Source organism: Streptomyces ortus (assembly GCF_026341275.1).
GTDB classification, from domain to species: domain Bacteria; phylum Actinomycetota; class Actinomycetes; order Streptomycetales; family Streptomycetaceae; genus Streptomyces; species Streptomyces ortus.
Window position 1 is genome coordinate 1 of sequence record NZ_JAIFZO010000002.1, and the last position, 18,525, is coordinate 18,525.

Genomic DNA, 18,525 nt, shown 5'->3' on the forward strand with positions numbered 1-18,525 from the left:
CATTCCACTCCGTGGAATGCGGCGGAACTCCGTTCCGCCTGCCCGGAATCGCTCCGCGATCCGGGACGGATCCGGCTTCGCCGGATCCTCACCCCGTACAGGCCTGCTCCGCAGTCCCGTACGGGAGCTGCTACGCGCTCCGCGCGCAGCAGGAAAAGCGCTGGCTGGGTCAGTGATGTCGGGCTCGCCGGTTCACCCGATGAGAGATCAGCAGGATGCCGAACATGAGACTCATGAAGGCCGCGTAGAGGGCTTGGCTTGTGGAGCCTTCAGCTATCCGCCACACCGTCAAGCCTACGCACAGGGCGAGCATCGGCCAGCACATCCAAGCGATCCAGCGGGCCCCCGGTTTCGTCCAGGCCGGCGGGTCATACCTTTCTGGTGATCGGGTCACGAGACACCTCCTGTCGTACTGGTGCCCTCATCCGCTGCGGGCACGCCACACTCTGAAACCAACCTCGACCGCTTCCGACCAAACCGTGTGCGTCACTTTCAATGCTGGCTTGCTTCTGGGATGATTGCCAGGTACCTCTTCCTTCTGGAGAGCTGTGCGTAACGTCATCACTGCGGGATTCTGGTAAGTCGTCATTTTGCGTCCTGGATGGAATCTGAGCTAGGGCCAGACCATCTCTTTTCATACCGAGAATGTGAGGTATTATGGCTCAGATGGAATTGCGTCCGCATCAGGTCGAGGCGGTCGATAACGTCGTCCGCATTCTCGGTGTGCCGCCCGGTGGCCGTATGCCTCCCGAGGGGTTGAGGACTCAGGTAATCGCCGCTACCGGCTCCGGTAAAACCCTGATCGGCGCGGAATCTGCGCACCGTCTTTCAGCCCGTCGGGTGCTGGTCCTGGTCCCGACGTTGGACCTGCTGACGCAGATGGCCGGCGCGTGGCGTCGGGCGGGCCGGTCGGGAGCGATGGTCGGGGTGTGCTCGCTGCGGGCGGAGGAGAGCCAGGGACTGCCGTGCACGACCGATCCCGACGAGCTGGTGGCGTGGTTGTCCGGGCTGGAGACGGTCACGGTGTTCGCCACGTACGCGTCGGTCGGGCTCGGCGTCCTGCAGCGCGCGCACGCCGCTGGCTTGGGGGTGTGGAGCCTGATGGTCGTGGATGAGGCGCACCGGACCAGTGGGGACGGCTTGAAGCCGTGGGCGACCGTGCACGACCAGGCACAGCTCCCTGCCGAGCGTCGGTTGTACATGACGGCGACGGCGCGGGTGTGGGAGGCGGAGGGTGAGCGGCCGCGGTTGGTGGCGTCGATGGAGGACGGCTCCCCGGTGTTCGGTCCGGTGGCGTACAAGCTGACGTTGTCGGAGGCGATCGGCCGGGGCATCGTCGCCCCGTATCAGGTGCTGTGCTTGGACATCCGCGATCCCGACCTCTATGCGGCGCTGGCCACGGAGGCCACTGGCTCGGATGCGGTGCGCGGGGCCCGGCTCGCGGCCGTGCAGAGCGGGCTGATGCACGCGGCCGTGAAGGAGCGGTTCCGGCGCGTGTTGTCCTTCCACAGCCGGGTCACCGAGGCCGAGGCCATGGCCGTGTCGGTGCCGGCGGTCGCGGCACGGCTCGCCGAGGACGACCCCGATACCTACCCGCCCGCGGATCAAGTGTGGTCGGACTGGCTCTACGGCGAGCATGCTCCTGGGCACCGCCGTCAGGTACTCGATGAATTTGCGTCCGATTTCCTCGGAGGGGTCGAATATAAAGGCCGTAATGTTCGGGCGGAATTGCGTGTTCTTTCTTCGGTTCGGGTTCTCGGAGAGGGTGTCGATACTGCCGAGTGTGACGCGGTTCTTTTCTCGGATGCGCGTGGTTCGATGGTGGATATTGTGCAGATGGTTGGGCGTGCTCTGCGGTTGAATCCGAATCACGGAAAGCTCGCCACGTTGGTTGTTCCGGTGTTTCTCGGACCGGGTGAAGATCCGAATGAGTTGCTCACGTCGGATGCCTATACGGCCTTGAGTAAGATCCTCGGAGCCCTGCGGGCGCACGATGCGGAGACGATCGAGGCGCTCGCGGACCCCCGGCTGCGCAACAGCCGACCCGCCGCCGACGACGATCGTGGCGAGGACGAGCTGGCGGACGGTGAGGACGAGGGCGACGTCGACCGGGCGGCGGCGCGGGTGTCCGAACGGGCCGCGGGGGTGCTGCGGTTCAGCGAGGAACGCGACCCGGCCGCGCTCACCCGGTTCGTGCAGCTGCGCGTCATCGACCCCGAAGGCGCCTACTGGCTGCGCGGCATCGAGGCCGCCACCCGCTGGCTGCGCGAGACCGGCAGTACGGAGCTGCGGGTCCCGTACACGTACGTCACACCGGAGGAGTGGGTATCCGCCGGCTCGCATCCGCTGGGGGTATGGACAGCAGATCAACGCCGGTACTACGTGGCCGGGACGCTGGAAGCCTCGCGCGTTAGGGCGCTTGAAAAGCTCGGCATGGTCTGGTCCGTACACGCTTCCGCGTGGGACGCCGGGCTGGAGGTCGCCCGCTCATACGCCGCCGTCCACGGGCACTTCCTCCCGCCCACCGGCGCCGTATGGGGCAGCAGAGGGGCCAACGGGACTGGAGGCGGCGCCGGCTCCATGCCGATCGGAGTATGGGCCAAAAACCAGCGCGCCGCGGCCAGGAAAGCGGCAGAGAACGCCGTACGGCGCGCCGCCGGGGAAACCCACATCTCCTACGCCGGAGAGCTCTCAGAAGCCCGGCAGGAGGCGCTGGCAGAGATCGACCCAGGGTGGTGCCCTGCGTGGGACGTGTCCTGGCAGCGGGCGTACCGACTCGCCCTCACCCACACGAAAGCCGGCGGCGCCTTCCCGACCGGGACGGGCGAGCTGGTCGTCCAGGGCGAAGACCTCGGGACATGGATCACCGCGCAGCGCGCCGGGTGGAACGACCTGATGCCCGCACAGCAGTACCTCCTGAAGACCCTCGGCATCGAGCCGCCCGAGGAAGGCGAGATCGTGGTGCCGGTACGGCGGTCACAAGACGAACGCTGGAACGCAAATATCGCCGCCGCCCAGCAGTTCCACGCACGCGAAGGCCACCTACGCCCCGCCCGCAAACACATCGAAGTCGTGGACAGCGAGCCGGTCAAGCTCGGGGCTTTTTTGGACAACAGCCGTCGCCGGGCTGCCAAACTCAGCCCCGAACGACGCGCGACACTCGATGAACTGGGGATGCGCTGGTAAGTAGCCGCACAGGGTTCGGGAAAACGCAGCATCCGGATCTCTCTGGGAAATACAGAAGGCTTCGCAGTGCCACCCCGCAATTCGCTCTACGCCACCGCTGTTCACCGCCGCCGCCGACCGGCCCGCGAACGCCCCGATCCGCCGCTGCGTCCAGTCCGTCCGCGTCAGCCCGTACGAGATCGCCCGCACCTGCTCCTCCGTCAGCAGCTCGGGCTTGCGGCCCGGAGCACAGTCGGCCGGGAGGCCGGGAAAGTCCCAGTCCTTCACCGGACCAGCAACCGGGGCAGGCCGTTCCAGGCGCTCCTCGCCCCCGCCACAGAGCGCTCACAGTAACGCGAGCAGCATGGCAATGCAATGCCTATAAGCGCAGGTCAGAGTGTGTGTGGGCTGTTTTTCGTGCTGCTAGTCTGACGGCCGTCATGCACGTCCCGACGCAGTGTGCGGCCCTCTGTCCGCGTGCCCTGATTCGTGAAGGACGCATTCCGGTGCCCTCTCGCCCGAGTCGTGATTCGAACGCGCTTGCCCTGTTGGGCCTGGTGGCCGTCCTGGTCATCCTGGCTATCAGCGGCTTCGCGATGTATGTGACCTACCAGCACCCGGCTCTTGCGCAGCCGCTTTCAGTGGCCGCAGGCGTAGCGACGGTGCTCCTCGCGGCCGTGGCACTCGCCTTCGCCCGCCGCTGACTCTGCGGCCACACCTGCCACTGCGGCGCGCGGCCCCGCCGACGCGCGCGAGAAGGCCTGCGGGGCGCCCGATCGCCCAAAGCGCTCGCCGTGCCCGACCCTTCCCTCCGCCCTTCTCTTCCTGGTGAGTCAGGCGCGGGGTGCTCTGAGGGGGATATCAGCACCCCGACCACACCTGTAAGGGCGTGGTGACCCGCACAGAATCATTGAGGACTGCGCAACTTGTCGCAACAGATGACGGTCCTGTGGGTTGCGGACTTCCTTCTTCGCTCCCACCGTGCACCGACCCGCGGCACCCGGTCATCGCGGAGTTCATGCGCTGCCCAGGGAGAACGTCACGCGCAACGCAAGCTGCACGCGAAGGGCAAGTTCGGTGTGTCGGTGGTGAAGGTCGAGGACCTGGTCTTCAAGAACAACGTCATCACGTACGTGCAGTACGACAAGAACGACGCCCTGGTCGTCATCGACATCGGCAGCCGGACAACGCGCCACTCGGCATCGTCGAGTTCGCGAAGTCCATCGACTCTCTGCACGATCGGCACGAAGGACAAGGGCTCCATCAAGTTCATCGACGAGCTCCTACTGCTCAACTGGCGCGCCGTCACGCGCATCACTGATGTTCATAAGGCCCGACCAGGCATTCTGCGCTGAAAAGTGAGCGGGCAGCACGCTGCAGTCCGGCAAGATGCCCGCCGGACTGCAGCGGATCGCACCACCGGGCGTGCGCGAAGAACAATGACCCCCTGAGACACATGCCCGTGGTCTGACCTGGGGTGTTCTCGTCAGTACGCACGATTGTCAGGGTCGTGCGATAGGAAGAGCTAGGGACGAAGTTCCCCGCCGTGGCGCTCCGGGTACGGGCGTCACGGTGTCAGTGCCCACCCATAGTCTCAAGGCACCCGAAGCCTTCGGGTGCCCTTCGGAACGGCGAAGGGGGGACCCCTGCTCTGTGTCCGCGCGGCTACGCCCTACGAAAGCTGCCTCGCAGATTCAGAAAGGGGCCTCCCTCTCGCCTGACGTCGGGCTACCGCTCCGTCGATAAGGAACTCAGAAGCCGTGACGCCCATCGACCGTACCGCTTCCGGTACGAGATCATCCGCCGCCCGGTTCTACCCGTGGCTGCCCGTCCTGACGACGGTGGCGACCCTCGCCACCGTCCTCGTCCTCGCCCTGACCGGCAACGGCATCGCCGCCGCCGCTGTCGCCGCGGCGGGAGGAGCCACTGCCGGCGGCTTCCAGATCACCGTGCACATCCGGCGATGACTACCGCCCGGGCGTCTGCCACGACGCCCGGGTGCACCCCGCCGGTACGAAAAATCTCCGCCGCCATCACCTGCTCCTCGCTGTCATTGCCACAGTAGAACCCGGCACTGACAACAGCCTCTCCGGCAGAACGCCTCCGTCCCGACTGCAGGTCCGACCACTCCAGGTCAGGGCTGTAGCCGGGACGGACTGCGTACAACATCCAGGACTGCAGAGCACCGCAACCAGTCTCGGACTATCAGGACATCTTCGCCAAGGAGCGAGACTTCCAGGAGTTGATGGACCACGGCATCGGCATCGCACACCAAGTGCCTAGCGCCCACATCCTGGAGATCGGGGTCAAGCTTGATGCCCTACCCCTGTGAACGGCTCGCAGTACACGAACGCGCACCTGGCGCCCGGTGATCCGCCGCTCCGCTTCCGGAGCAACAAGAACATCTCCGGCTGCGACCACCCCGCCCCACGTCCTGGTACACGCCAGGCAGGGTCCTCGAGTCAGCATCCCGCCAGCCCGGCCCCCGTTCACCACCACTAAAAATCGGCGCCCTTACGCGACCGATACGAACCCCGCCCTGCAGAACCAGGCCGAGTACGAGATCGATGTCATCATCCAGACGGGGGTTCCCCGTGGAGGGCTTCCTCGTCGTCGCCGACTTCGTCATACGGGAGCAGGCGGGCCGCAGGATTCAGTCGAGCGCGTCGGGCGAAGCAGTGTCCTCTTGGCCTGCTCCCAGGCTGCGCCGGGCTCTGGGTGGCGCGGGGGGAAGGTTCCCCATGACACCGCGGGCCCGCAGCTCGTCGAGGTCCGCGATGCGGACACCGGGCAGCGCGTCATGGAGGTCGGCCTGTGTGGCGCGGATGCCCGGGGCAGGAACGTCGGGTCCGGCGCCGAGCGTGCGGCGGGTGGTCACGGAGATCATCGTACGGGCGCCCCGAAGCCGGTTTCTGCCGGCTGTCTCTGCTCCTCGCGCCAGACGTCGCCCGATTGCACCGGCACGCAGCGCGAAGCATCAGTGTCTCCAGATCGTGCAGCAACTATTCCCGCTCAAGACGATGTCCCGCACCCACGGTCCCAGTAAGAGTGCGGGACATCGACACCAGCAGGTCGCCTGACGGCGCGCGGCCCGGCCGCGCTCAACGACCGGGCTCCCACTTGGCTTTTGGCCGAGCGTCCCGCCGCAACCACCACCTGTCATCACTCACACCGGTGAACTGTGTCTGAGCGCTTCGCTTGGCGGATAAGCGGTTGAGTTGGCGAACTGAGCACCCGCGCGCGTTTTCGCCCCCGGCCGCCGGCCCGTACCGGCGCGGGCGCCACAGGCACGCCGATGGCTCCGCCGCCGCTTCATGGCTCCGAGAAATCTGTCAGCAGCCATACAGGCACGCGGTGATGCGTTCCAGGGCTACAGGGATAGGGACGTGATCAGAGATACCGCCTCAGCCAGTCGGGCATGCTCGGGTCGTCGAGTCCCCAGAACTCCTGGAGCGATTCGTCCTTCTGCCAGGTGTTCTCATCGCCGTCAAAAAACTTCTGCCGGTGGCACTTGTACTTGACGACGGTGCCGCCTTCGAGCCTGTACTCGTTCCAGTAGTAGTTCTGCCTCCCGTGGCCTTTCCACTCCTGGGTCGTGTAGATCGTCGTCATGAAGTCGGAGTGTAGCCAGGCGCTGATCCGGCTTGACGGCGTAACCCGGGCAGGCCGGGGCGAGTTGGGAGGCGATCGTGGTCGCGGACGCCGCCGACACCGGAGTACGGGCAGCATTAGCGAAGAGGACGGCGTCCTCGCCGAGGAGATCCACGAAGGGTTTGGGAAGTAGGAACACCTGCTCAACAACGTGTGACTGAGCGCTTCGGCTTGCCAGGCGCACCCGCGCGCGGGTGCTCAGTTCGCCAACTCAACCGCTCATCCGCCAAGTGAAGCGCTCAGTCACATGAATCCGCGTCGTCGTGTGCCCCACGAAGCGGTACCGGGTCCGAGCAGTTTTCCGCGTCCTGTCGTCCCTCAACCGACGCAATAACCCCCAGCTCGAACGACTCTCCCGGCTCTCCGGCATCAGCCTCTGAAACCGGCCGCTCGGTGCTTGTCTAGGGAGTATCCGCAGCGCTGTACTGATAGCTGGTGGCGTTGAAGCCAAGTTGTTCGTAAACAACTTGATCAGAGGAGCGGGAATGACGAACGTCCCCGTCGTGAGCTTTGAGCCCGTGAAGTACGCCGCGTGCGCCCTCCCCACGAGTCATCCCGACTACGCGGACTTCGTGATCCGGGTGATCTTCCGCCCTTGGCACGGCCAGTGGGAGGTCTTCCATGCCGGTCCACGGGGTGGCCACGGTGGCCAGTACCTGAGTGCCGACGGCACCTGGTCCCGCGAGGGACACCACTTCGATCTCGACACCGCGCGCGGCCTGGCCGTGGACGCCGCGCTGACCGTCGCCGTGCACGGCCGCACCGTCGCCGACGTGATCGCCGCGGACAAGCAGGCAGTGGTCCGCTGACCACTGCTGGGCATCGTCGCGCGCCCGATCCGCGGCAACCACCGGGTCATCGGGAGACGGCACTCGCTGACACGGGGACGACCGCTCACTGGCACTGGAGCGGTACTCGCTGCTGTCCCCGATGCCGGGCTGACCGGCCGTCAGCGGCAGGGCGCCCGGCCGACCCATGATCCAGACCCGCAAGGCACCCTCGGCAGGGTGCCGGGTAGGTTCGAGGTGGGTCCGTGCCTGTCGGAGCAGGCACGGACCCACACACGCCCTGAACAGAGCGGTGAACAGCGTGTCCACCCGACGGCGACGTCGTTGACGAAGTAGCGCGCACCCGCTTCCTCACAGCGGATGCGCCGTCTCCGAGGGCCCAATACCCGTCATGGCGTTGGGCCCTCACCCCATGAGCTGCCCCCCACGACGTAACGCCGGGCCGGCTTTGAGTCGGGGCAGCATCGCGAACGCGGCGAGCGGGTGGCCTACGGGGGCAGCGCCCACGTCTTATCTGACCCGTCTCGGCTTCAGCGTGAATTGATCACGCGGAGTGTTTGGTTCCTGACCCGTTGTCAGTGCCGGCTGCGAGGATGTGCAGTTGCGCGGAGACGCGCCACGACAAAGGGGGGGCATTGTGCCTTGGGTCAGGCCGTATGAGCGCTCAGACGGGACGCCGGTCCGGGGGTATTCCCGGTGGGCTCCGGGGGCGCGTCGGGACATGGCGGTGTTAGCGGTGGTCGCTCTGGCGGCTGTCGGCATGAGTAACAGCGGCGTCGGTACGGGCGGGGACGGCGGTGCTCCTCGGCCGGGTACGACGGTGCAGCAGTATCCGGTCGAGTTCGAGAGCACGGCGAGGGTCGAGCGGCCTCAGCCCGCGGTGTCGTACCCGGTTCCGTGGGTCTCTGGCGGGATCCGGTGACCCGGCGGCGGACGCGCCGGCGCAGCAGCCGTAAGGCGCCCGTGGATGCAGGGCTGGTGGTGGTTCTCGGAGCCTGCGGGCTCGTCATCATGTTGTTCGTGGCGGTGGTTCAGTGGCTGCTGGTCCACTGGTGGGTGCTCATCGCCCTGCTCGCGGTCGGGGCCGTGGTCGTTACTGGGTGGGTGCAGCGGCGTCAGCAGCGGGCGCAGTGGGAGCAGGTGCAGGCCCGTGCCCTGCGGTATGCGATGCCGCAGCTGGACGCTCTGCACCACCGCGAGTTCGAGAACGCGGTACGCGAGCTGATGCGCCGGGACGGCTGCCAGGATGCGGTGCGGGTCGGCGGGGGCGGTGACCTGGGAGCCGACGTGAAGGCCACCGACCCGTTCGGGCGGCGCTGGGTGATCCAGTGCAAGCACCGCCGCGGCGGGGACCACGGCTCCGCCGTGGGAACCCCCGACCTGCAGGTCCTCAACGGGACGGCCCGCCCGGTCCACGGCGCGGACATTGCGGTCCTGGTGACGAACGGCCGGGTCACAAAACCCGGGGTCGCGTTCGCGTCAGCGCAGCGCCTGTACCTGGTGGACCGGCGCACACTCGCCCAGTGGGCGGCCGGTTCCCAACCACTGTGGACACTGCTGGGGGCGCTCCCGCCCCCACGGCGCCCCACCGCTCTGAGCTGACAGCAGACCACACCCGGCGGCCGTACGGGACGGTTGGCGGCGCCTGCGGAGCCAGGCAGGCCCGGCACATCGCCGGATTCCCGTCATCCACAAGGAACCCGGCAAATCTGCCGGGTTCCTTGTCACCTCTGGGGTTAGGCCTCCACGATCTCCGCGTCCACGACGTCGTCGGCAGGCACGGCGACCTTCGCAAGGTTGCGCCCGATCGTCCGGAGCCACTTCTGCAGGTGCTCGGCATCGGTGGGGAAGCGCCGCAGGGTGGCGTCCTCATCCATGAGCACCTGGTCCCGCCGAACCAGGGCGTGTCCCGCGGCGTTGGTCGCACCCACGTGTGGATCGCAGCCTGCCTCCTTGCGCCCCGGCGGGCCCGTCTTCGTATTGTCCGGAGCCGCGGTCGGGGCGGGGATCGACGGCTGCGGAACGTGGATGGTGCCGGACCCGGCCGCCACAGCCACCGTGAGCGGCTACCTGCCGGGGCGTTTGCCGAACAGGGACTGGCGCAGCGTCCGGGGCTGCTGCCGGAGGCCGGTGCGGCAGTCGGGGCAGTGCCGGCCGTCCTCGGGCGGGACGTCGTCATAGAGATAGCCCGGGCGTCCGGTGACGGGCAGGCCGCACCGCTCGCACGCGGCCGGAGCAGACACCGGCCCCCGACCCCCCGAAGCGTCATCCGGGACGTAGTGCGAGGTGTTCTCCCAACCGCTCACCCCGGCCTCGCGTTCACGCTTCCAGTCTTCCTGCTGCCGGGCGCGTTCGGCTTCCCAGTGCGCCTCGCGCTCCTGGCTGCGCTGTTCGTCGCGGTGGCGCCACACCTCGATGTCATCGGGATTGGCCAGGGCGTCGGTGAGGATCTGCCACTGGCGGTGTCCGCACCGCCGCCACACTTCCCCGAGCGGCCCCTGCTCCTGCAGGAGGGGCAGGGTCGTGAACAGCAGCGGGATCGCGTCGCCGTAGTCGCGGTATCCGTCGTCCGGTTCGCCGTTGTAGCCGCCCATGCGCTCCCAGCTGCCCGACCAGAACTCCCGGGTGAGGTCCAGGACCCGGTTCATACGGTTCCTCAACGCCTGCTCCCCAGTCCGGGCCCCCGGGTTGAACACCACCGCGACCGGCGGGTACCCCTCCCGGAAGGTCGGCGGATACAGGGTCCGCCACACTGGCAGTTCGCGGCCCTGGTGGTCCTTGGTCTTCTGGCGAAAGAAACGGCGGTAGCGGTCGAACTTCGCCGCCAGGACATCCGCGGACTCCGTGCAGTTGTCCACCTCGAACAGCAGCACCGGCACCCCCGCCTCCGGCGCGTGCAGCACGGCGTCAGTGCGGACGGTGGCACGGTTGCGGCCGCTGCTGGGCAGCGCCATCGCCACCTCCGTCGACCAGGCCCTCACCGACCCCACCCCGGCCACCACGCCGGGCACAGCCGACTCGCCGGTCGAAGCGTCGGACACCGTGGCGGCAGCGGTGATCTGTGCGGGGATCGGCAACGTGGTGGCGGTCGTACGCCGTACCGGGCGGGTGGGCTCCGGCACGGTGCGGGTGATCGCGATAATGGTCTCGTTGACCGCCATCGCATGCGGAGCACCCGAACGAGCCGCTCCCCGCGCGGTGGAGCCCATCTCGCCGACAGTCCGGCACAGGACTTCGGCCGCGGCGCCCAGACCGAGCGGAGTCAGCCTCCACAGCTTGTTCCCGTCCCGCGCACTGCCCTCCGAAACCGTCAGTCCGTGCCGGGACAAGTCGAGCAGGGCGTTGCGGAACGCCTTGTTGTCCTTGTGACCGGGAGCGGTCAGCCGGTGGACCTGGTCTGCGGTCGCCACCTTCAGGACTCCGAGCGCGGCCAGGACGTGTCCACGCACCGCGGCCGTCGACCCGTACGGATACGCCTTCGAACCACCCACCCCGAACCCGCCCCTTCATCATTTCCTCTTGGCCGCGCCTGACGCGGCGGTGTACCCACTCACCGCGCTGCGAGCGGACCGACCGCGCCGGGCCGCAACCGAACAGCCGCGCCGCCCGGGCCCTCTGATCACGACGCATCCAGCCTGCCACCTGCCACAGACAACACATCCCCCACCAACCAGCAGGAACAGGAAGGGAGACAGAAGAGGGTTGCCATGGGTCGTGGTCAGGGCTGGGCAAGGGGGCTGAGCTGCATAAACCGTGTGCAGTCTACTGGTGGTACCGGTAGGGGAGTTGGTAGGGGGATCGGTAGGAAACACGGTAGGGGACTTGAAGACCCTTGCAGGCGTCCGGGGCCGGCTTCCTCACACACCTCGGCGACGCTTGCGTGATGGACAGCCGTGACGCGTACCGCAACGAGCGCGCAGCCGCATCACGGGCTACCCTCTGCCGTCTCGCGGCGCAGCCACACCCACGCGCGCCGTAGCGGATGGTGATGGTGTGTCAGGCTGGGCGTACACGCTCCGGCGCGTCGGCCCCTTTTCTGCTTTTCCCCCTGTGGCAGGAAGGGGCTGTTCAGCGTTGTCTGACCACGTGAAGGTAGCGGTCCGGGCCCGGGCCCGGCGGCCTGTCCGCCGCCCGTGAAGCGGCCAGAGCCTGCACGTAACCCTGGCATGCCAAACTAATACTGTTACAGGCGATATCGGTTTTCTTCAGGCGAAGCGAGGAGGGTGGAACCCGGAGCCGTTGGTCGGTTCCGCTCCGTCCTCCTTGGAAGGAGGCCTGTTGCAGGTCTCATCGGCAGAGCAGGCCGCGGCGATCGTGGAGGTCGTGGCGGCAGTCCGTGAGAAGGACTACTGGCGGGCCGGTGTCTTGATCGAGAGATTTGTACGGGAGGCGGACCTGGCCGACCTGACCGCCCTGCGCACAGCCCTCACCGAGGAAGCCGCTACAGCGCAGGAACCATGACCTCATGTACTCCCGCCCGGGCCTTCGGCGGGCCGTCCACCGCAAAAAAAGTGGGGGCGGCTTGCAGTCCTTCCGTGAGGAGGCGGCGGGCGGGAGCAGCTGCCGCCGGTTGTCGGTGATCGGCGGTAGCCGGCCGTGCCGGCGCGGGGGCACCACGGCTCCCCTTGTGTTCCGCAGGTCTCCCCGCGCCGGTGGGTCCTCCCTCCTGGGGCGTGCGGGAGCCGCCCCAGGTCGGCGGGGAGGGCGTGGTGCCGGGAGACCCTTTGTATCCGCTGTGAGGATGAAGAGCTCCGGCCGTCTCATGGCCGTCCTGATTCCTGCACGGCCGGGGTCCGGGAGCCTGTCGGCGCGGTAACCATGCGAGTTGCCTGGCGGGTCGTCATCCGATGAGGGTGCGCAGGACGGTGGTGCTGGCGCCGGTGGCGGTCAGTGCGGCGATGACCGCGGTGGCCGGGTGCGCGCCGGACAGGACAGTGAGGGCGGCGATCACGAGGCCGATGACCGCGGCGGCGAGCAGGACGACGGTGGTGTGCAGGGACAAGAACGGCTCAGTGCCGGGGGCCGGCGCGAGGCGAGACTGCTCCGCGGAACCGGACGGTGAGGCGGTGCCGGGCCGAGCGGGCGCGATGGGCTGGACGGGTTCAGGAGGGCTCATGGCTTAACGGTCCCGCCGGGTGGGGCGACGGCAGGCGTGGGCCGAACGGATCCGATGACACCCGATCGGCAGCTCGGCGTGAGTGAACACTTCTCCGGTCCGGTCGAACGCAGCGTTGCCTCTGTGTCACACCGGCGGGCTGTTCGCTGAAGTTCGGTGCTGTTCCACCACCGTCCTTCTAGCCTGCTCAGCACAGCGGTACGGGGGATGGGCGACGGTGAGCGAGCACCACACGAAGGCCGAAAGCACTGAGCGCGAGGGCCTGTACGAACAGCATCTTCAGCGCCAGGCGCAGGCGCTGCGGCGGTTGAAGGTGCAGCGGGGTGATCCCTCGTTGCGCAGGATCCAGGCGCGGGCCAAGGGGCTGTTCGGTGAGGGGGTGCCGCTGCCGCTGGCGACCCAGCATGCCGCGTTCAACGGCCGCTACGTCAGCCTCGACAAACTGATCGTCCTCGTGCGCACCCTGATGTCCTGGGATCCCTACGGCCAGCCCTGCCCCGCCCCCGACCGCACCCACCCCGACCTCGCCTTCTGGCACGAGCAGTGGCGCACCATCACCGAACTGCGCACCCACCGGCCCCGGCCCGCCCCCACCCGTACACCAACACCGGCGCAGACACCGGCACCCGTCGGCCTGGAACCAGTTGGTCCCGATGCCCCTCACAGCGGTGCTCCCGGGCCCGCGGCTGCACCCACAGCGCCACCACCCGCCGCTGATACTCCTGCGCCGGCCGTGGCCGCGCCGCGCCCGTCGGCAGGATCCGGCCGCTTCGCGGGACGCGTTCTGACCAAGGCAAGCCGGACCCTGGCGGCCACGAGCCTGGCCGGCGTACTGATCCTCGCCCTGGACGCCAGCAGCCCCCACCTCTGCCCGACCGCACACACCAGCAGCACCAGCATCTCGCTCCGCACCGAACAGACCCGGCAGGTCCACTCCCCGGCTCTCGCAGCCGAAGTACAGCAAGCGGCCCTGCAGGCCCCGGGCATGTGCATCTACTACATGGGCCGGACCAGCTGCCCCGCGGACTTCCCCCAACCCACACCCACCAGCTATCCCACACCCAGCCAAGACCCCAGCCCCAGCCCGGATCCCAGTCCCAGCCCGGCCCCCGCCCCGGAACCCACCCGCAAGCACGACACCTGCACATAGACCCTGGCCTGACGGCACAAGACGCGGCCCCATCCGGAGCGCGGAAGCGGTGCGCGCATCCGACGGCAGGAGCATCCGCACAGCACAGCCGCGCCGTTCCCGCGGCCGGGTCCGCCGCGAGCGGTACGACCAATGCCCTCACCCGGGTGAGAGCAGGCCCAAGTCCGGGCGAGTCGCGACCGGCCACCGCTAGCAAGAGCTCATGTTCTCGAAGATCGCAGTCACTGCCGCCGCCCTCCTGGCCTTCCCCCTCACCGCTGCACCCGCCGCCGCAGACCAGGCACGGGCAGAATCCCTGCCGCTGGCCGACGCCGTCCAACTCCTGCCCACCGCAGCCGAATCCCGCGACGGATACCAGCGCACCAGCTTCAAGCACTGGGTCGACGCCGACCGCGACACCTGCAACACCCGGGCGGAAGTCCTGATCGCCGAATCCCGGGTCGAGCCGACCATCGAGGCGGGCTGCAAAGTCGTGGCGGGCGAGTGGTACTCCTACTACGACGGCGTCACCCTCACCGCGCCGGGCGGCCTGGACATCGACCACATGGTCCCCCTCGCCGAAGCCTGGGACTCCGGGGCCTCGGGATGGACCGCGGCACGGCGCGAGGCCTACGCCAACGACCTCGACGCCGACCGCAGCCTGGTCGCCGTCACCGCCCGCACCAACCGCTCCAAGAGCGACCAGGACCCGGCCGACTGGACCCCACCGCTCGCCGACGCCCGCTGCACCTACGCCACCGACTGGGTCGCCACCAAACTGCGCTGGCAGCTGACCACCGACGGCCGCGAACGGGCCGCCCTGACCGAACTCGCCGCGGGCTGCGGACAGGAGACGGTCGACTACACCCCGGCGCCGTAAGTGCCCGGTGTCAGATCCTTCACCTCCACGGCGCCCATCCACCTGCGGGCGGCGAGAGCAGCGACGACGTGGCGGAGCGGCGAGCGCGGGATCTTCACCGGCGACAGGAGCGGCGCGAACGGCCTGGCATGCCACTGCACCCATCCATCACCTCATCGGACCCTGACATCTGTCAGGGACGCGGCGCCCCGGGCACGGTCTACCGTCCCCATCGCTGACTCGGACAACTCTTGGCCTACGGCGGCTGGAGTGGGAGCGCCGTGAACGCTGCCCAGTAGCCGACGACACGACGAAGGTCCCGGCAGGTGGGCAGTGCGGCACAGAGCCGATCTGCGGGAGCCGTCCGCACGTAGACCAGGGAGACAACATGCACAGCATTCGCCGGATCTTCAGCGTGGGGGCAGCCGCACTCATGCTGGGGGCAGGACTCGTGGCCGGCTCGTCCAGTGCGGCTCAGGCGGCGCCAGCGGACTGTACGGGAGGTGCGAAAGGTTTCACCGACATCCCCGACAGTCTCAGCGGAACGGGTGTGGCGGGGGCGGGAGCGCTGTCGATCAGCACTCCCCCGGCCGTCGCCTCGTACGCGATGCAGACCGGCAACGTCGGCGGCACATCGATGGGATGGGGCGTCCTGAGCACCAGTGCCAGTATTTGGGGCCCCACCGCCAGAGGACAGGTCTGGATGGATGTCACCAACGACAACAAGAAGTCGTGGATCCAGTGTGGTCCGTTCGCGGTGTTCTCGGCCGGTACCAGGATCACGACCCCGGCCTACCCGACCAGCAGCTCGGCGAGCCGGGCCTTCCGTGTCTGCGCGCAGGTGGACAGCCTCGGCACCAGCAGCGGCATCACCTGCACCCCCTGGTGGTAGACCGCCCCCACGCACTGGCGAAGATCCCCGGACCGGCTCTGGCCGGTGCCCGTACGCTGCAGGCGACGGGCACCGGCCGGCGGCCGGACCCGGTCGGGTGAACACGCCCGACGCGCAGAACCCGCACGGCGGCCGGCACGTCGTGCCGGACCGGATATGAACCCGATCAATAACGCACACGTGGCCCGGCCGGGCCTGGCCGTGGTGGAGATCGCGGCCGCCGACGACGCAACCGCCTTCGCCGTCCAGCAGCTGCTCGGCGCCCACTGCGCCATCGCACCCGCGGACCGCACCGCGAGGGAGCCCGGCGCGCCCGGCGTACGCCTGCGCTGCTTCCTCGACCTGCACCAGGAACCCGACGTCTAGAAGCGCTGCTACTGCGGGCGTCCTCGTCAGCCCGCCCTGCAGGCTCCCACCACGGTGAGGTGGAAGGCGTCGATCGCGGCACGCACCTGCGCAGCCTGCTCCCACTCCTGGTGGTGATCGCCGCTGTAGAGATGGAAGCGCCGGGAGACGAGCGCGCCGGCCACCTGAGCGACGTCGTCGGGTGTGGCGTAGACGCGGTGCAGTGCGGTGAGGGGGCCACGCGGGATCGCGCCGACGGCGTCCGGGCGTAGCAGGCTGTGGGCCCAGCCGGTGTCGTCGTGCCAGATCAGCCGGATGCCGCCCGGGCCGGCGCAGCGGGAGGCGTCCCAGGTGAAGACCAGGCGCATGGCGGTCTCGCGCCGGTAGTCGCGTTCCACGCGGACGGCGCCGGGCGGGATGCCGCGGCCGGTGAGCTCCTGGTCGACGGCCCGGGCGTAGGGCCAGTGCGGCAGCGATGCGGGATCCAGCATGCCGGGCGGGTTGAGCAGCACCAGTTCTCGCTTCCAGGGCAGATTGGGCCGGTGTAGCCGATGGGTGGGGGTGGGGGTGGTCAGGAGGCGCGGCGGAAGGTAGCGGCCGGGCCGATCGCGCCGGGCCCGAACTTGCCTCGGATGCGGTCGCTGACCGCCTCCGCGACCAGCCGGTCCTCGCGTGCCTGGTCGAGACTGATCTGCTCGGCGATCTGGCCGGCGTCGACCAGGTCCTCGCCCCTGAGGACGAGCCCGGTCAGTCGGCCGCGCTGCAGGCCCGCGGCATCGATGAGCCGGTACGCCATCGTGCGCAGGTCGTCCTCGTGCGCGGACGCCTCCGGCAGACGGCGCGTCTTCTCCCACGACGTGCCGCCGACGAACCGCAGCACGAGGGTGAGGCCGCGCGCCACCTGGCCACGGCCGCGCAGCTGGAGCCCGAGCTGGACGACCAGGTCGAGCAGGGCGCCGCGGACCACGGCGCCGTCCAGGGTGTGCTGGACAAAGGAGTGCCGCACGCTCGCGGACGCGGGCATCGCGCGCGGGGCGACCGGACGGGGGTCGATGCCGCGGGCCCGGTCGACGGCAACCCGGCCGGCCTTACCACCCAGCAGACGCTGCACCGTGGCCGGCGGGACCGCGGCGAGCAGACCGACGCAGTGCACGCCGTACTCGCGCAGCGCCGCCGCCTGCTTCGGACCCACACCATGCAGGGCCTCCACCGGCAGCGGCCCGAGCCAGTCGAGAACCTGGTCCGGGTCCACGGCCAGGACACCGCCGGGGCCGTCGATCTGGCCGGAGGCGGTCGCCGCAACAGTGATCGTAGGCCCGATGCCGACGCGGACGTCGGTGCCGAGCTGCGAGAGCGTGCGCACCCGCAGCACTTCTCCGAGGCGCCGGGCGTCCGCGCCGTGGTAGCACAGGGCGCCCTTCAGCTCCACCAGAGCCGCGGACGGCGGCAGGGCCTGGACGGTCGGGGAAAGCTCCGCACACTGCTCCAGGACCTGCCGGAACACGTCATCCGGCAGCCGGTCCGGACAGCGCACATGCATCACACTCGACACCCTCACCTGGCCTTCCGCTGCCGCCATGGCACCCCACCTCCTCCACCCGCAGACTATCGAACTAGTATTCGAACACGCGAGTGGACGGGCCGGACCGGTCCGCACATCCAGGAGCGAGATTATGTTTGATGACCTGCCCGCTGACCTGGCAAGACTGCTGACCTTGAGGACCTGGCACGCCATGTGGCTGGAGCGTATCGACGCAAAGATCGCCACCGTCCGGCAACGCGAAGCCGAGCAGGAACACGGCCGGCTCGCCCGGCTCCCGGAACCGGAATGGGTCGTCGAACTCGGTATCGGTGACGGCCGCCCACCCGTCGAAGTCCACGCCGGCCGCTGCTACGCCATCGGCAAGCGCCGCCGGCCCATCAGCCGTGACGAAGCCCGCCGGCTTCTCGATGCCGGCCTGCGCGCGTGCAGCCACTGCGCCCCGGACACCGCGCTCGACATCCCCTTATCCAGCCGCCCGGCCCTTCACGCCGCGGCGCACTGACCGGCTTCCCGCACTGTCACGGCCAGCCACACTGCACCGCGGTGTCCACCCACTTCCGCACCCCCGACAGGACACCCCGCGATGACCAGCACTCCCCCGCCACCAATCAGCGAACCGGACCCGTCGACCTTCAAAACCTCCAGCAGTCACGTCGGACCGTGTTCCGGCTGCCAACGCGCCACGCTGAAATACGGCAGTGGTGGACTACCCCTGTGCCAGTGGTGCCTCGCAGCCGCCCGCGACAACTGGGGACCGGCCGTGCACTTCACCAGCACCCGCACACAGGCGAGGTGACGGCAGGACCCGCTGACGAGTCGCCGTTCGGCCGCCTCCGCAACGACCGGCGCCGCCAGGGGAATCGAACGCCTACCTGTGCGGGGGAACAGCGGAGCGACAAACCGGGTCTGCGACCTGTTACGGGTATGCGGGAGGGCCGGTCGGGGGCGTGGCGGGAGTGGGGCGGGGGCGTGCGGGGAGCTGGAAACCGCTTCCACGGCGGTCCTGCGGTGTGGGTGTGGCGGGCACCGACCTGGCG

19 protein-coding genes are annotated in these 18,525 nt (G+C 68.8%); 12 read left to right on the forward strand and 7 right to left on the reverse strand.

All coding sequences use genetic code 11. The features are described from left to right. The first annotated feature begins 666 nt into the window (after positions 1-666). The 4 genes from K3769_RS02775 to K3769_RS02790 all read left to right on the forward strand — a co-directional run bounded on the left by K3769_RS02775 (position 667) and on the right by K3769_RS02790 (position 5,132). The gene (locus K3769_RS02775; RefSeq protein WP_435369361.1) at positions 667-3,186 is read left to right on the forward strand and encodes a helicase associated domain-containing protein; all 2,520 of its coding nucleotides are present in this window, start codon (positions 667-669) and stop codon (positions 3,184-3,186) included. Between the two features lie 419 nt (positions 3,187-3,605). Next, positions 3,606-3,869 (forward strand): hypothetical protein, encoded by a 264-nt coding sequence (locus K3769_RS02780; RefSeq protein WP_267024834.1) that lies wholly within the window; start codon positions 3,606-3,608, stop codon positions 3,867-3,869. A 375-nt stretch (positions 3,870-4,244) separates the two neighbouring features. Then, the gene (locus tag K3769_RS02785; RefSeq protein WP_267024835.1) at positions 4,245-4,520 is read left to right on the forward strand and encodes a hypothetical protein; all 276 of its coding nucleotides are present in this window, start codon (positions 4,245-4,247) and stop codon (positions 4,518-4,520) included. A gap of 405 nt (positions 4,521-4,925) precedes the next feature. Then, positions 4,926-5,132 (forward strand): hypothetical protein, encoded by a 207-nt coding sequence (locus tag K3769_RS02790; RefSeq protein ID WP_267024836.1) that lies wholly within the window; start codon positions 4,926-4,928, stop codon positions 5,130-5,132. 686 nt (positions 5,133-5,818) lie between these two features. Here the strand turns inward: K3769_RS02790 and K3769_RS02795 are convergent. After that, entirely contained in the window at positions 5,819-6,043 is a 225-nt protein-coding gene (locus tag K3769_RS02795) for a hypothetical protein (RefSeq protein ID WP_267024837.1), read from the reverse strand. Positions 6,044-6,555: 512 nt separating this feature from the next. Next, the gene (locus K3769_RS02800) at positions 6,556-6,777 is read right to left on the reverse strand and encodes a hypothetical protein (protein WP_267024838.1); all 222 of its coding nucleotides are present in this window, start codon (positions 6,775-6,777) and stop codon (positions 6,556-6,558) included. Positions 6,778-7,301: 524 nt separating this feature from the next. On the opposite strand from K3769_RS02800, the gene K3769_RS02805 reads away from it, so the two are divergent. Together K3769_RS02805 and K3769_RS02810 are read left to right on the forward strand one after the other, a co-directional pair. Further along, positions 7,302-7,625, forward strand: coding sequence for a hypothetical protein (locus K3769_RS02805; RefSeq protein ID WP_267024839.1), 324 nt, complete (start codon positions 7,302-7,304; stop codon positions 7,623-7,625). Between the two features lie 990 nt (positions 7,626-8,615). Next, positions 8,616-9,206 (forward strand): restriction endonuclease, encoded by a 591-nt coding sequence (locus K3769_RS02810; protein ID WP_267031223.1) that lies wholly within the window; start codon positions 8,616-8,618, stop codon positions 9,204-9,206. A 134-nt stretch (positions 9,207-9,340) separates the two neighbouring features. On the opposite strand, the gene K3769_RS02815 is transcribed toward K3769_RS02810, so the two are convergent. Continuing rightward, a complete protein-coding gene (locus K3769_RS02815; RefSeq protein WP_267024840.1) occupies positions 9,341-9,535 on the reverse strand; it encodes a hypothetical protein in 195 nt (64 codons plus the stop codon). 135 nt (positions 9,536-9,670) lie between these two features. Further along, on the reverse strand, positions 9,671-11,095 hold the full coding sequence (locus tag K3769_RS02820) for a replication-relaxation family protein (protein ID WP_267024841.1): 1,425 nt from the start codon (positions 11,093-11,095) through the stop codon (positions 9,671-9,673). A 787-nt stretch (positions 11,096-11,882) separates the two neighbouring features. Between K3769_RS02820 and K3769_RS02825 the strand changes: the two genes are divergently transcribed. After that, positions 11,883-12,065, forward strand: coding sequence for a hypothetical protein (locus tag K3769_RS02825; RefSeq protein WP_267024842.1), 183 nt, complete (start codon positions 11,883-11,885; stop codon positions 12,063-12,065). A gap of 379 nt (positions 12,066-12,444) precedes the next feature. On the opposite strand, the gene K3769_RS02830 is transcribed toward K3769_RS02825, so the two are convergent. Then, the gene (locus tag K3769_RS02830) at positions 12,445-12,720 is read right to left on the reverse strand and encodes a hypothetical protein (RefSeq protein WP_267024843.1); all 276 of its coding nucleotides are present in this window, start codon (positions 12,718-12,720) and stop codon (positions 12,445-12,447) included. 217 nt (positions 12,721-12,937) lie between these two features. On the opposite strand from K3769_RS02830, the gene K3769_RS02835 reads away from it, so the two are divergent. The 4 genes from K3769_RS02835 to K3769_RS02850 all read left to right on the forward strand — a co-directional run bounded on the left by K3769_RS02835 (position 12,938) and on the right by K3769_RS02850 (position 15,966). Then, the gene (locus K3769_RS02835; RefSeq protein WP_267024844.1) at positions 12,938-13,870 is read left to right on the forward strand and encodes a hypothetical protein; all 933 of its coding nucleotides are present in this window, start codon (positions 12,938-12,940) and stop codon (positions 13,868-13,870) included. A gap of 202 nt (positions 13,871-14,072) precedes the next feature. Further along, positions 14,073-14,729, forward strand: a complete 657-nt coding sequence (locus tag K3769_RS02840; protein WP_267024845.1) for an HNH endonuclease family protein — start codon at positions 14,073-14,075, stop codon at positions 14,727-14,729. A gap of 367 nt (positions 14,730-15,096) precedes the next feature. Beyond that, entirely contained in the window at positions 15,097-15,600 is a 504-nt protein-coding gene (locus K3769_RS02845; RefSeq protein WP_267024846.1) for a hypothetical protein, read from the forward strand. 156 nt (positions 15,601-15,756) lie between these two features. Continuing rightward, positions 15,757-15,966: a DUF6207 family protein gene (locus tag K3769_RS02850; RefSeq protein WP_267024847.1), complete on the forward strand. Its 210-nt coding sequence runs from the start codon at positions 15,757-15,759 to the stop codon at positions 15,964-15,966. Between the two features lie 26 nt (positions 15,967-15,992). Here the strand turns inward: K3769_RS02850 and K3769_RS02855 are convergent, their stop codons facing one another. Both K3769_RS02855 and K3769_RS02860 read right to left on the reverse strand, forming a co-directional pair. Next, on the reverse strand, positions 15,993-16,436 hold the full coding sequence (locus tag K3769_RS02855; protein WP_267024848.1) for a hypothetical protein: 444 nt from the start codon (positions 16,434-16,436) through the stop codon (positions 15,993-15,995). An 80-nt stretch (positions 16,437-16,516) separates the two neighbouring features. Next, positions 16,517-17,524, reverse strand: a complete 1,008-nt coding sequence (locus tag K3769_RS02860; RefSeq protein WP_267024849.1) for a DNA polymerase Y family protein — start codon at positions 17,522-17,524, stop codon at positions 16,517-16,519. A gap of 94 nt (positions 17,525-17,618) precedes the next feature. On the opposite strand from K3769_RS02860, the gene K3769_RS02865 reads away from it, so the two are divergent. Beyond that, positions 17,619-17,990: a DUF6233 domain-containing protein gene (locus tag K3769_RS02865; RefSeq protein ID WP_267024850.1), complete on the forward strand. Its 372-nt coding sequence runs from the start codon at positions 17,619-17,621 to the stop codon at positions 17,988-17,990. Positions 17,991-18,525: the final 535 nt, after the last annotated feature.